The organism is Terrabacter sp. Root181 (assembly GCF_001428505.1).
GTDB lineage: Bacteria > Actinomycetota > Actinomycetes > Actinomycetales > Dermatophilaceae > Terrabacter.
The window spans coordinates 1-13,516 of sequence record NZ_LMHU01000010.1 but is presented as its reverse complement, the minus strand read 5'-3'; the positions used below and the strand labels follow the sequence as shown (position 1 = coordinate 13,516).

Genomic DNA, 13,516 nt, shown 5'->3' with positions numbered 1-13,516 from the left:
CGCACGTGGGCTTACTCGTAGTGGGGAGGTCGCTGCTCCTCGAGCCACCGGTCGCCGAGACCTGACCCGGCGGGTCGCTCTCCCCAGCCGAGGTCGAGCTCGTCGCTGCTGCGGCCGAGCGCTGCACCGGGCTCGGCGGCATCGGCCTCGGCCGCGCCCTCGGCGGCTCCGGTCCCCTTGCGGAAGACCCGGCGCCGCTTGCGCTTCGGTGCCGGAGCAGGCTCAGCCGTCGCCCCGTCCCCGTTCGAGGACGTGGTGTCCGCCGAGGGACCGGGCTCGCCGCCCGAGGTCGCGCCGTGCGTCCCGACGGCCCCGTCCGCTGCTCCCGTCGGGGGCGACGCGCCGTCGGTCGGCGTCGAGATCGACGCCTCCTCCTCTCGGGGCGGGGACGAGGTGCGGGCCAGCGTCACGATGCGAGCGATCTCGCGTGCGGGGTCGCGGAACACGTCGGTGCTCCACACCCGCTCGTGCACCCAGCCGAGGCGGGCGAGCTGCTCGGGCCGCAGGCGGTCACGGTCGCGCGTGCTGCGGAGGGCGGCATACCTGCTCCCGTCGGTCTCGACGGCGACGAGCGCCCGGCCCCGGTGGTAGGGGTCCTCGACGGCGATGTCGATGCGGTGGGTCGCGGTGCCATAGTCCTCGTGGACCGTGAGGCCCTGACGGCGAAGCCGCTCCGCGAGGTCGTGGCGCAGCGGGTCGACGGTGGTGGGGGCCGAGGCGAACAGGGTGTCGTCGTCGCCGACGCCGCCCCGTCGCTCGGCATACGCGAGGAAGTCGCGCAGCATGAGCGCGCCACGGGCCTTGAGCCGCTCGGGGTCGAGATCGATGGCGCGCAGGGCCGACACGACGGTCATCCGGGCGCGGGCGCGGGTGATGGCGACGTTGAGGCGCCGCTCGCCGCCCTCGATGTTGAGCGGGCCGAAGCGGTGCAGGACACGACCGTGCGGGGTCTTGCCGTAGCCGATCGACAGGATGATGGCGTCTCGCTCGTCGCCCTGGACGCGCTCGAGGTTCTTGACGAAGAAGCGCTCGTCGCGGGAGTCGTCGAAGAAGGCTGCGACGTCGGGGGCGGTGCGCAGTGCGTCGGTGATCGCCTCCTCGAGGCGGTCGGCGTGCTTGATGCCGAGCGCGATGACGCCGAGCGACTCGGCAGGTCGGGTGCGGGCGTGCTCGAGGACGAGCTCGACGACCCGGGCCACCTCCCCGTCGGTCGTCTCGATCGTGTCGACGCCCGGCTGGACGACGGCCTGCCCGTCGACCGGCTCGAACGTGACGGCGGACTCGAGCGACGTGCCTGGGAAGGTCGTGAGGCGACCGTCGTACATCACGTCGTTCGCGAAGGCGATGAGTCGCTCGTCGCGGCTGCGGTAGTGCCACGTGAGGTTGCGGGTCGGCAGCGCGGCGGCGAGCACGTCGAGCACCGACTCGAAGCCCTCGGTCAGGGTCTCGTCGGCGGGGGCGGACGCGTCGGACTCGTCGTCGGACACGACGGTGAAGAAGTTCGTCGGCGGCAGCTGGCGCTCGTCGCCGGCGACGACGACCTGCCGGGCGCGCGAGATGGCCGAGATCGCCTGGGCCGGCTGCACCTGCGAGGCCTCGTCGAAGATGACGACGTCGAACCAGCGGCCCGGTGGGAGCGTCGACGCGACGACGAGCGGGCTCATCGCCCAGCACGGCTTGATCGCCGTGAGCGTCGCCGACGCCTGCGGCATGAGGTCGCGGAGCGGCTTGTGGCGGCGGGCCTTGCCGGCCTCCGCCCGCACGAGCGCCTCGTGGGCCGGGTGGTCGGCGAGGACCTCGCGGATGTTGCGGGCCACCGCTGCGCGCACGCGGTCGACCGTGGCCGACTGGTGGGCGCGGTCGGCGTCGGCGAACTCGGTGACGTCACGGCGCAGGCCCGCGCCGTCGTGGGCGCCGTAGGCGGGGTCGCGGACCGTGATCTCCTGGGCGAGCGAGGCCCACCACACGTGCTCGACCTCGGCCGTGACCTGGTCGGTGGGGATGCCGCGGGCCGCGAGGTCGTCGACGACCGGACCGAGTCCGGCCGAGCGCAGCTCGTCGAGGGCCGTGGTGACCTGCGGCAGCACTGCGATCCGGTCCGGCCGGCTCGCGAGGCCGGCGAGACGCTCGCGCAGCTCACCCAGCGGCAGCGACGTCAGCGTCTGCCCGTCGGGGCCGGACTGGAGGCGGTCGTCGAGCCACTCGAGGTCAGCGGTGAGCCCGGCCAGCAGCGACAGTCCCTCGTCGAGGCGCGGCGAGATCTCGGGTCGGCCGCCGCCGCCGACGAGCTCGAACCAGTGCTCGCGCTGCTCGCTGGCCGACACCAGCTCCTCGTGGAGGTTGGCCGGCGGCCGACCGGGACGGAGCAGGCGCTTGGTCTGCTGGCGGATCTTCCAGCGGTCGAGCCAGCCCATGTCGACGTCTCGCGCCTCGCGCCAGTCGCGCGTGGCGGTCGCGGCGATGTGCTCCTTGAGCGGGATGTCGAAGACCTCGGGCCGGAACACCTCGAGCGTCTCGCGGACGCTCGACATCGTCGCGAAGGCCGACTTCCAGTCGTCGAGCGAGTTCGCCTCTGGCACACGGGATTCGGAGAGGATGCGGTTGAGCTGTCGGGCCGCGTCCTCGAGCCCGATCGTGCTGTGGCGCGTCGTGACGTCGAGCGCGCGGGCGGCGTCGTCGGAGGTGAGGATGCGGGCGCCGAACCACGGGTCGTCGCCGTCCCGGGTCCAGGCCCCGAGACCGGCCGCGTCCCGCAGGCGCCGGCTGAGCTCGACGGCGCGGGTCCGGCTCAGGCCGGCGAGGTCGCGGCTGCTGAGGCGCACGTGGCACGTGGGTGGAGGCGTGCGCGTGCCGAGGTCGACGAGGGCCTCCTGTGCGTCGTGCGCCGACACCCCCCACGGGTCGCGCACGGCGTGCAGGGCCGCGACGTGCTTCTGCAGTCGAGCCCGACGGTCGCGCAACGTCGAGGTCGTGCGGTCGGTCTCCGGAGCGTCGTTCTCGACCGCGGCGTCGAGGCTCTTGGCGAACTGCTGGGCGGTCGCGCGCTTGTTGGTCGGGCCGTCGTACGCGTCGAGCACGAGGTCACCGAGGCCGAGCCGGTCGAGACGGCTGAGGACGGCGTCGATGGCGGCGCGCTTCTCGGCGACGAAGAGGGCCGACTTGCCCTCGGCCGCGAGCGAGGCGATGAGGTTGACGATGGTCTGCGACTTGCCCGTGCCGGGAGGGCCCTTGACGACGAGGTGGGCGCCCGCGCGGACGGCGTCGATGGCCGCGTGCTGGGAGGCGTCGGCGTCGAGGACGAGGTACTCGTGCTCGGGGTCGGGGTCGGGGTCGCTCTCCGGCAGGCGGAGCCGCACGGCGGCGAGCGCCGACTCGTCGCCCGCGAGCGCCGCGACGACGTCGTGGTTGGCGAGCGCCTCGCCCTGGAGGGCCAGGTCGGCGACCATCGGCAGCTTGGCGTAGGAGAAGGTGCCGAGGACGAGCCGCGGGCTGATCTCGAACTCGGGCACGCGTTCGCACGCGTGGCCGAGCGCGGCATAGACCGGGTAGGGGTCGAAGCCGTTGCCGGCCGTGGCGAGGTCGGCGAGCGCGTCGCCGTCGACCTCGATGCCCTGCTCGGAGCGGAGGTACTCGCGCAGGACGGGGTTGAGCTCCGCCTCGGCCCCGAGGTCGATCTCGAAGTCCTCCTGGGCGGCGCCGGTGGGCCGCAGCACGCACGAGCGCAGCAGGACGGGTGAGGCCGGCGGCCGGGCGGCGCGCGGCACGGACCACGTGGCCATGCCGATGGCGACGAAGCCGGCGGCGATGCCCCGCTCCTCGTGCAGCTCGAGGGCCTTGGACCGGATCGCGCGCGCCCGGCGGCGGGCCTCGTCGAAGGCGGCCGGCTCACGGACGAGGTCGGACAGGCGCGTGCGGCGGCCGGCCAGCAGCATCGAGACGCCACCGGGATGGGCCGTCGTCAGGTCGAGTGTGCCGGACGGGAGGTCGCGGTACCAGAGCAGCGTGTTGCGCCCGCCGAGGTCGACGAGGGTGCGCTGCCACGTCTTGACCGCGGCCGCGACGCGGTCGGCGCGGGGGTCACCCGAGGGCGACTCGGCCGTGAGGGCAGGGTCGGTCCTGGGTGCGTCGGTCATTCCAGCAGGCTAACGAACGAACCTCTGCGTACCGGCCACCGACAGACCACCGCGCAGAGGAATCCGCCGCACGGGTACGCCACCCGTCGTCAGTGCTCGCCGAGCACGGCCCGGGTGCGGGCGACCAGCCGGGTCGCCGCCTCGATCGTCGCTGCGAGGGACTCCTCGGTCGCCCCCAGCGAGCCCAGGGCCTGCGCGGCGTCACGGGAGAAGCCTGCCGGCGCCCGGGGCAGCGTCGCCACCGCGGGGACGAGCCCCTTCTCGTTCGTCACCCACCGACCGGCGTCGGCATGGAGCGCGTGCGCGCACAGCAGGAGCGCCCGCGCGAGCGCCAGCGAGACGTACGTCGTGTCCGCTCGTTTGGCACCCTTGCCCGCCGCGCCGAGCAGGAAGTCGGCCTCCCACAGCGCGCCGACCAACGCGTCGCGCAGGGCACGGGGGTATGCCGTCACGCCCGTCCGCAGGGACGCGAGCCGACCCGACGGGTCGGCCAGGACGACCCCGGTGGCCAGCTCGCCGGCATACGACACGTCGAGGAAGCCGAGAGGATGGCCGGCCTGAGCGTGGAAGGCGAACTCGCCCCGACGAGCCCGATCCGTCTGCGCGGCAACGCGATCGACGTCGCGCAGGATCCAGTCCACTGCCGTGCCGTCGACCTCGAGCCAGCCTCCCGCGTCGACCCACTGGCCCCACGAGCCGGGCTCCCCCACCATGACGTCACGCCCCGACCACCGGCTCGCGAGCCGGCTCAGCCCGGCGGTGTCGGGCGTGCCCTCGTAGTAGACGCCGAGGTCGACGTCGGACGTCGGCAGCGCGTCCCCCCGCGCCCGACTGCCCCCCAGCACGACACCGACGACCCCGCGCACGTCGGTCAGCTCGTCGACCATCCGGCGCAGCGTCTCGTCGGGGATCATCGCGACACCGTCGGCATGGGGCGGAGGCTACCCGAGGCGACGCGACGCCGGCCTCCGCGAGCGCGGTGACCGCGACTGCCGATGCAACGCACCTTCTAGGATCGGTGCCAGCCCGGCCGATGCCGGCAGAGCCCGACGACCGCTGGCGGTGTGGTGCCGCGCGGCACGTGCCGTCCTGCGCCCGACAATTCGGTGGGCGCCACGTGGCTCGTGCGCGACACTGACCGACGTGGACGAGGTCGAGGTCGTGGTGGCCCACCAGGCGCGGGCGACACTCCGCGTCGGCGACGTGTTCCTGAAGGTCGACGGGGACCAGACGTACACCGACGTCGAGGTCGAGGCGATGACGCTGGCGCCGATCCCGACCCCGAAGGTCCTGTGGCGCAAGCCGCCCGTGCTCGCGCTGGCCGCGCTGCGGGGGACGGCGCTGGGTCGCCTCGGCGAACCGTCGACCGCGTCGGCGGGGGCGTGGACCGCGGCGGGTGCAGCGCTGCGCGTCCTGCACGACGCGCCGTTGCCGCCATGGCCGGGCGCGAGCCTCGACGAGAAGGCGTCGAGCCTCGAGAGCGAGTGCGCGTGGCTCCTGGCGAACGACGTCCTTCCGGCGGGCCTGGTCACGCGGAACCGGGAGGTCGCGGAGGCGGCACTCCGGCCGTGGAGGCCGGTGTTCATGCACGGCGACCTGCAGGTCGCCCACGTCTTCGTCGACGGTGACGAGGTCACCGGCGTCCTGGACTGGTCCGAGGCGGGCCAGGGCGATGGGATGTACGACGTCGCCAGCCTGACGCTCGGCCATCCGGAGCACCTCGGCGACGTCGTCGCCGGCTACGGCGCGTCGTCCGTCGACCTCGACGTCGTCCGGGCCTGGTGGTCACTGCGCAGCCTGACGGCGATCCGCTGGCTCGTCGAGCACGGCTTCGACCCGGCGGCACCGGGCTGCGAGATCGACGTGCTGAGGGCGCAGCTCTGAGGATGCTCGCGCTCGGACCGATCGTGCGCGATCGGCCGGGGTCAGAGCCGCCGCACGGTGAACACGGTGGTCCCGCGTGCCGGGTCGACCTCCTGGCGGTCCGTCTCGGTGAAGCCCACCTTGGCGAGCACCCGGCGCGAGGCGGCGTTCCAGTCCCAGACCGTGGCCCAGACCCGTTCGTAGCCGGCCGATCTCGCCCAGTCCAGGACCGCGCTCGAGGCCTCGGTCGCATAACCTTGGCCCCAGACCCGACGGAGCAGCTCGAACGCCAGCTCCGGCTCCCCCTCCGCTCCGCGTCCGCTCTCGACGAGGCCGCAGTAGCCGATGACGTCACCGACGTCCTTCCGCTCGACCGCCAGCAGACCGATCGACGACGGCTGGTCGGTGCGGATCGACTCCTCGAGGTCTGCGACCGTCGGGTGTCCGTCCGCGTCGATGCGGCGATGCGGGGGCACGCGTGAGTCGCGTTCGGTCCACAGGTCACGCTGGACGACGGCCTCAGACACCCGCCAGGGCCGCAGCAGCAGGCGACTCGTCTCGAGCCCGACCTCGCGACCGCGGCTCGCTCCACCCGTCATGCACGCGACCCTCTCACGGGGCAACACCCACCCGACGCGGGGTCACGGACCATCTCATGCGGCCATGTGTGCGCTTAGCGCACAGCGGTGCACAATGCGAACGAATTGCTAGGATCGGCGCCCTCGTCGAGGAGGTCGAGATGAGCGAATCAGTCGTAGAGAGCCGACAGGCCACGCCGGCGCGGGACAGTCAGGCCGAGATCAGCGCCGAGATCGCGCACGTCCACGGCGAGGACGAGGTCCGCGGCATCGCGAGGGTCCGCCAACCACGCCTTCGCCGTCGCGGAGCAGGAGCTCGCCCGCTTCGAGCAGTCCGAGGGCGAGACGACCATCGACACTGACACCGACCACCACGACGCACACGACAGCGGCCGCGCGCGCGGCCCGGAAGCAGGAGACCGGTGATGACCACCGCCGCATACGTCTACGACGCCGTCCGCACCCCGTTCGGCCGCTTCGGGGGACTGCTCGCCGGCACTCGCCCCGACGACCTGGCAGCCCACGTCGTCCGGCAGATCGTGACCCGCGCGCCCGGCCTCGCCGAGGGTGGCTTCGGCGAGCAGGTCGACGAGGTCGTGCTCGGCAACGCCAACGGGGCCGGCGAGGAGAACCGCAACGTCGCACGCATGGCCACCCTGCTCGCCGGCCTGCCGACGAGCGTCCCCGGCACCACGGTCAACCGACTCTGCGGCTCCAGCCTCGACGCGGCCATGCTCGCCTCGCGCTCGATCGAGACCGGCGACGCCGACATCGTCATCAGCGGAGGGGCCGAGTCGATGAGTCGTGCCCCCTGGGTGCTGCCCAAGACCGAGAAGCCTTATCCCGCAGGCGATCTGGCGCTGGCCTCGACGACGCTCGGATGGCGGCTGGTCAATCCGGCCATGTCGTCGGAGTGGACGGTGTCGCTCGGCGAAGCCACCGAGCAGCTGCGCGAGAAGCACGGTGTCACCCGAGACCGCCAGGACGCCTTCGCGGAGCGGTCGCACCGCCTCGCCGACCAGGCGTGGAACGACGGCTGGTACGACGAGCTCGTCATCCCCGTGCCCGGCGTCGACCTCACCCGCGACGAGTCGATCCGTCCCGACACCACGACGGAACGGCTGGCCGGACTGCGCACGTCCTTCCGCAAAGAGGGCGGCACCGTCACGGCCGGCAACGCCTCGCCGCTCAACGACGGTGCGTCGGCCGTGCTGCTCGGCAGCGAGGCAGCCCGCGACGAGATCGGTCTCGACCCCGTCGCCCGGATCGCAGGGCGCGGCGCGACCGCGCTCGAGCCCCAGTACTTCGGCTACGCCCCCGTCGAGGCGGCGAACGCCGCGCTCGCGCGGGCCGGCATCGCGTGGGACGACGTCTCCGCCGTCGAGCTCAACGAGGCGTTCGCCGCTCAGTCGCTCGCGTGTCTCGACGCCTGGCCGATCGACCCCGAGATCGTCAACCGGCACGGTGGCGCCATCGCCATCGGCCACCCGCTCGGGGCCTCGGGCGGCCGCATCCTCGGCACCCTCGCCCGCGACCTGCAGCGCAGCGGCGGCCGGTGGGGCGTGGCGTGCATCTGCATCGGTGTCGGCCAGGGTCTCGCGGTCGTGCTCGAGAACGTCAGCGCCCCGAGCGCGGAGCCAAGGACACGGTCGTGATGATGACCCTGCTCACCCGCTACGGGCAGTGCACGCTCGTCGACGCGTGCACCTACCCACTCACCGGGGTGGCGTGCGTCAGCAGCGTCTACACCGACGTGGCCGTGTTCCCCATCGACCGCGACGCCGCCGCAGCGGACGCCGACGTCAGCGTCCTCGTGCGCGAGACCCACGGGATGACGTTCGACGAGCTGCAGGCGCTGGTGTCGGTGCCGCTGCGGCGCGCCTGACCGAAACCCATGGATCGCCTTGTGACACAGTAGCGCCGGGAGGAGCTCATGCCTGAGGCAAGCGGCAGCCGGGAGATGGTCAGGTCCGTCGCCAAGACGCTCGACGTCATCCGCGCCTTCGACGCCGAGCTCCGCGACCTGACGCTGAGCGACGTCGCGAGGCGCACCGGGCAGACCAGGGCGAGCGCCCGTCGCTTCCTCCTCTCGCTCGAGGCGCTCGGCTTCGTCCGGAGCGACGGTCAGCTCTTCTCGCTGACCCCACGCGTGCTCTCGCTCGGCCACGCCTTCCTGTCCCTGCGCCTGCCCGTCGTGGCCGAGCCACACCTCAAGGCCCTCACCGCAGACCTGGGCGAGTCGACGTCGGCATCCGTGTTCGACGGCGACGACATCGTCTACGTCGCCCGCGTGCAGACCCGGCGGATCATGGCCGTCGAGATACGGGTCGGCACGCGCTTTCCCGCGTACGCCACGTCGATGGGCCGCGTCCTGCTGGCCTTTGCGTCCGCCGACGCCCTCGAGGCGTACTTCGAGCGCGCGAGCCTCGAACCGGTCACGCCCCACACCCTCTTCGACCCGGCGGCCCTGCGCGATGAGCTCGGGCGCACCCGCGAGCGCGGCTGGGCCGTGGTGGACCAAGAGCTCGAGATCGGCCTGCGCTCGGTGGCCGCGCCGGTCTTCAACCCCCGGGGCGAGGCCATCGCCGCCATCAACGTGTCGACGACCAGCGCGTCCTCCGACCGGTTCGCGGACGAGGAGCTGGCCCGGCGCCTGCTCGCGACCGCCGGCGCGATCGGCGACGACCTGCGGCTGACCCGGTCCGAGATGGCCGACGAGCCCCAGCGCTCGGGGGCGCCCAAGCCCTGACTGCGCGTCGGTGCCGGCCAGCTCCATCGTGACCGGGCGCTTCACGTCGAGCTGCTCGAGCGCCGTGGCGGCTACCAGGATTTCGGAGCCGCCAGCACCCTCTTGCGACGTGCGGCTCAGGCCGCGACGGCGTGGCCCTGATTCGGAGCGGCACCCACGTGGACCTGCCAACCAGCTGGACGACCCAGCACGTGGAGAGTCCGGCAACCGCTCAGGCCTCCGGGCGGCCGTGCCGATGAGCGTGCGGTGTTGTCTCGAGTCGTTCTACACGATCCCCCGCCGCGACAACGTGTCCAGGTCGCGCCTGCAGAACCCGTGGTGTTCCCATTCCTCGTTGAGCACTGTGACGAGGCACTGCTGCACGCGCCGGCCCTTGGCATACGGCGGCCATCTGTCATCGTCCGGCACCGGCGCGGGCTCTGCGAGTTGTTCGGGTGTGACCTCGCCCAGCCACGCCTCGATCTCCGACGCCTGCCGGTCGCGCACGATGAGCACCTCGTCGAGACCCGGCCGGGCCGACTGGTCGAGACCCAGCTCCTCCTGATCCGGCACGAACGGAGACGCCAGTCCCATCGCCGTGAAGGGCTCGGTCAGCCCGAGCACGCAGCGCCGGAACCAGGAGTCGTGCACGAAGACGAGGTGCCGCAGGGTCTCGACCATCGACCACTCACCGTCGACACCCTGATGCTCGCTGCCCTCGGGCATGGACCGGACTCGCTCGATGGTCGTGGCCCAGTCATCCCCCAGCTGTCGCCACGCCTGTCGCAGGTCACCCGGCTGGTCGGAGCGGATGAGCAGCCGCACCGGGTGGCGCCGGTCGAGCTCCGCCTCGACGTACGGCATCACCTCGACCCCGTTGACCGTGAGGTTGGTGACCAGGCCGTCGATCTCCACGTTCTGCATGACAACACCGACCAGCCGCGCCCCACTCAGGTCGCACTCGCGGAACTCCGCCCCGGTCAGGTCCTCGTCGTCAAAGCGCCGCATGCAGACAGGCTAGGACGCCTCGCACACGCGCGCGATCGGATCGGCCGCCGAGCGGGCGATCATCAGTTCCCAAGCACCCCTGGGCGACGTGAGCGCGGCCAGCACCAGGAAGGCGACTGCCCATTCGTAGGTCTTCGCGTCGTCTCCACCGAGACTGAGGGTCAGGAGGCTGCAGGTCGTGAGGACGAGCCCACTTCCGACGCGGACGTACCCCGGAGCGCGCAGATGGCGGAACTCCCACCGTGGGATCACACGTCGCGCACCGACACGCTGGGCGATGGCGTCATCGATCCGTGGATCCATCGTGGAGACCTCCTCCCGGCCCCAGTCTCCTCCACGGGCTCGCCGACGCCCAGGGCCAGGTGTCACACCGGTGTCCGGCAGCGTGGCCGGCGCCATCGGAATGGTGACCCTCAGATGAAGGGGCCGTTCAGCTGACGGGCATTCCCCGCTTCGAGCTTCGCTCGGGCTCGCAGCGCGGACTCGAACGCATCAGGCATGTCCGGGGTGACGACGGGACTGACCCGACGCCCGAGGTCAACGACGAAGACGGCCTTCTTCCTCGGTCGCCTCGTGTCCAGGTTGGCCCAGTACCGCGGATTGCCCGTCCCCCAGAGGCGCCACTTGCCAGACAACACTCCCCTGACCTCGATGCGCTGGAGGCCCTGGATCTGCGAGTACGGGACGCTCTTGGTAGCGAACGGGAAGCGTACGAGTGGACCTCCAGCCGGTCAGGGCCGCACACGATCGTGCCGTCGTCGTAGCTGTCGGTCACCGTCGAAACTCTATCCCCGCCACGGACGGACGCTCATGCCGCGCGTGAGGGCGGGACGCCCCGAGTGCGGGCCCGACCCTGGTGTGCCTGCAACGTCGGCCCCGGCCCGCGGTCGGTGCGCACTACCCCACGACGTCGTCGTCGCGGCACTGCGCACGCTCCCCGTCACCGACCGCGTCCTTGCACCCAACTCGTAGAGCGGGCGCGGTCGAAGCGCGGGAACGCAGCAGGGTTAGAATCTGCGTATGGATGCAGATACGCAGCATGGTCGGCTCCCTGACGAACAGGTGGAGCTGGCCGTCGAGATCTTCCGGATGCTCGCCGACGGCACTCGTATCCGCCTCCTGTGGGAGCTGCGCGACGTCGAGCGCTCGGTGAACGAGCTCGCGGAGGTCGTGGGCAAGCCCGCGCCAGCGGTCTCACAGCACCTGGCCAAGCTGCGGATGGCGCGCATGGTCCGTACTCGTCGAGACGGCAACCAGGTGTTCTACCGGGTCGAGAACGACCACGTCGCGAGCCTGGTCCGCGACGCGATCCACAACGCCGAACACGCCTCCGACGGCGTCCCGTCACACCACCGGTCCGCCGACTCGACCATCACCCGGATCGCCGGAAGGGGGCGGAGTCGATGAGCGCCTCCCAGCATCAACACCGGCATGACCATGCTCACGACCGCCCGCACGACCACGACGGTCACGAGCAGAGCCACGAGCACGCGAGTGGCTGGTGGGCTCGACTCCGGCACGCGGTCACGCCCCACTCGCACGACGCGGCGGACTCCATCGACTCCGCCCTGGAGTCGAGCGCCCGCGGCATCCGCGCGGTCAAGATCGGCCTCGTCGTCCTCGGAGTCACCGCTCTCGCGCAGCTCGCCGTCGTCTCATTCTCGGGGTCGGTAGCGCTGCTGGCCGACACCATCCACAACTTCAGCGACGCCCTGACCGCGGTCCCGCTCTGGATCGCCTTCGCCCTCGGGCGACGCGCAGCCACCCGGCGTTACACCTACGGCTACGGCCGCGCCGAAGACCTAGCCGGACTCTTCGTCATCGCCATGATCGCCCTGTCAGCCGTGGTCGCCGGGTGGGAGGCCATCGACCGGCTGCTGCACCCAGCGCCCGTGGACAACGTCGGGTGGGTGGCGCTCGCCGGACTCGTCGGTTTCGTCGGCAACGAGACGGTCGCCGTCTACCGCATTCGCGAAGGCCGGGCCATCGGGTCGGCCGCCCTCGTCGCGGACGGCCACCACGCGCATACCGACGGCTTCACCTCCCTCGCGGTGCTACTCGGTGCGGGCGGCGTCGCCATCGGGTGGGACTGGGCCGACCCCCTCGTCGGCCTCGTCATCACCGTCGCGATCGTCTTCGTGCTGCGCACCGCAGGCCGCGACGTCCTGCGACGCCTCATGGACGGCATCGACCCCGCCCTCGTCGACGCAGCCGAGACCGCCCTCTTCCGGATCCCGGGAGTCACCGCCGTGCGCAGCGTCCGGATGCGCTGGATCGGCCACGAGATCCACGCCGAGGCCGAGCTCGACGTCGATGCCGCCACCACCCTGGGGCAAGCACACGATCTGGCGCACCGCGCCGAGGCCGACCTCGTGCGTGCGACACCGCGGCTCACCACCGCAGTGGTCCACGCCTACCCGGCCCACCACGACGAGCTGGTCCACCCACCCGCATAGTCCTCGGGAGCACGCCCACCGGGTCGCACGTCCACGCCGCGGGCGCCGACCTTCTCGATCTCCGTCTCCAGGACGAGCACGAAGAACTACGTCGTCGCTTGGCGTAGGTGTGCGGTCATGCCGCTCTTGAGGGGAACGAGGATCGCCTGACCACTACCTCCGCGGGCAGCTCAGCAGCCGGCCATCGGTGCGCAAGCGGATACGGGACCCAGCGCTAGGTAGCGATCGTGCCGTCGGTCCATCCGCGCCAGAAGACGTCGAGGCCAGCCGCTAGCTGTGTTGTTCGGCCCTCGATCGGGTACCAGCAGCTCACGGCTCGTTGTCCCTCAAACACGACGAATGGGTCTCCGGCTCCGTTGTCCCCGAAGGCGATTGCCTCGTGCGGCAGCATCTGGTCGCTCCGCCGGCGAAGATTCTCTGCAATGAGCATGTCGAGCGGCCAGATGACGAACCACTGTCCGGCGGCATCGACCACCCCATCACTCACCAAGTAGAGCGAACGCAGTTCCGCGGGGAACATCAGGGCGAGGGCCTGCTCCGCGGCGTCGAGTTGGTCGTCAGTGGCCCCTGGCGCCCGCTTGTAGCTGTCGCGTTGAAGCAGCTCATCCCAGTCGGGCATGAGCACATGCTGGCAGGGGCACCCCACGGAGCGCACTCATCTCATGGGTTCTAGCCGGGTGCCTGGTGTTGCTGGGAGGCTCGGTTCCGGTAGCGGCTGGCGGGTCAGCACTCATACTTTTCTGGCCTTCG

11 protein-coding genes and 1 pseudogene are annotated in these 13,516 nt (G+C 71.8%); 6 read left to right on the top strand and 6 right to left on the bottom strand.

The features are described 5' to 3' along the window. Window positions 1–11: 11 nt before the first annotated feature. Window positions 12–4,133, bottom strand: coding sequence for an AAA domain-containing protein (locus tag ASD90_RS20070; protein WP_056760350.1), 4,122 nt, complete (start codon window positions 4,131–4,133; stop codon window positions 12–14). Between the two features lie 89 nt (window positions 4,134–4,222). Then, window positions 4,223–5,047 (bottom strand): nucleotidyltransferase domain-containing protein, encoded by an 825-nt coding sequence (locus tag ASD90_RS20065; protein WP_056760348.1) that lies wholly within the window; start codon window positions 5,045–5,047, stop codon window positions 4,223–4,225. 229 nt (window positions 5,048–5,276) lie between these two features. On the opposite strand from ASD90_RS20065, the gene ASD90_RS20060 reads away from it, so the two are divergent. Then, window positions 5,277–6,017: a phosphotransferase family protein gene (locus ASD90_RS20060; RefSeq protein ID WP_056760347.1), complete on the top strand. Its 741-nt coding sequence runs from the start codon at window positions 5,277–5,279 to the stop codon at window positions 6,015–6,017. 41 nt (window positions 6,018–6,058) lie between these two features. Here the strand turns inward: ASD90_RS20060 and ASD90_RS20055 are convergent, their stop codons facing one another. Further along, on the bottom strand, window positions 6,059–6,595 hold the full coding sequence (locus tag ASD90_RS20055; protein WP_056760345.1) for a GNAT family N-acetyltransferase: 537 nt from the start codon (window positions 6,593–6,595) through the stop codon (window positions 6,059–6,061). Between the two features lie 404 nt (window positions 6,596–6,999). Here ASD90_RS20055 and ASD90_RS20045 point away from each other — a divergent pair, with 404 nt between their 5' ends. The 3 genes and pseudogenes from ASD90_RS20045 (at window position 7,000) to ASD90_RS20035 (ending at window position 9,323) form a co-directional block, all read left to right on the top strand. After that, on the top strand, window positions 7,000–8,229 hold the full coding sequence (locus tag ASD90_RS20045; protein ID WP_056760341.1) for a thiolase family protein: 1,230 nt from the start codon (window positions 7,000–7,002) through the stop codon (window positions 8,227–8,229). Next, a pseudogene (locus ASD90_RS20040) lies at window positions 8,208–8,459 on the top strand (3-oxoadipate CoA-transferase); the annotation flags it as partial. The gene ASD90_RS20045 and the pseudogene ASD90_RS20040, both read left to right, overlap by 22 nt. A gap of 48 nt (window positions 8,460–8,507) precedes the next feature. Then, on the top strand, window positions 8,508–9,323 hold the full coding sequence (locus ASD90_RS20035; RefSeq protein WP_056760338.1) for an IclR family transcriptional regulator C-terminal domain-containing protein: 816 nt from the start codon (window positions 8,508–8,510) through the stop codon (window positions 9,321–9,323). A gap of 264 nt (window positions 9,324–9,587) precedes the next feature. Here ASD90_RS20035 and ASD90_RS20030 read toward each other — a convergent pair whose 3' ends face one another. Both ASD90_RS20030 and ASD90_RS20025 read right to left on the bottom strand, forming a co-directional pair. After that, window positions 9,588–10,310 (bottom strand): DinB family protein, encoded by a 723-nt coding sequence (locus tag ASD90_RS20030; protein ID WP_056760336.1) that lies wholly within the window; start codon window positions 10,308–10,310, stop codon window positions 9,588–9,590. Between the two features lie 9 nt (window positions 10,311–10,319). After that, window positions 10,320–10,613 carry a hypothetical protein gene (locus ASD90_RS20025; protein ID WP_157623240.1) on the bottom strand — a complete coding sequence of 98 codons (294 nt, stop codon included), beginning with the start codon at window positions 10,611–10,613 and terminating at the stop codon, window positions 10,320–10,322. 717 nt (window positions 10,614–11,330) lie between these two features. Here ASD90_RS20025 and ASD90_RS20015 point away from each other — a divergent pair. Then, window positions 11,331–11,717 (top strand): metalloregulator ArsR/SmtB family transcription factor, encoded by a 387-nt coding sequence (locus tag ASD90_RS20015; protein ID WP_056760331.1) that lies wholly within the window; start codon window positions 11,331–11,333, stop codon window positions 11,715–11,717. Beyond that, on the top strand, window positions 11,714–12,766 hold the full coding sequence (locus ASD90_RS20010) for a cation diffusion facilitator family transporter (protein ID WP_056760329.1): 1,053 nt from the start codon (window positions 11,714–11,716) through the stop codon (window positions 12,764–12,766). Before ASD90_RS20015 ends, ASD90_RS20010 begins: the two co-directional genes overlap by 4 nt. Window positions 12,767–12,980: 214 nt before the next feature. Here the strand turns inward: ASD90_RS20010 and ASD90_RS20005 are convergent, their stop codons facing one another. After that, window positions 12,981–13,385 carry an SMI1/KNR4 family protein gene (locus tag ASD90_RS20005; RefSeq protein ID WP_157623239.1) on the bottom strand — a complete coding sequence of 135 codons (405 nt, stop codon included), beginning with the start codon at window positions 13,383–13,385 and terminating at the stop codon, window positions 12,981–12,983. Between the last annotated feature and the right edge of the window lie 131 nt (window positions 13,386–13,516).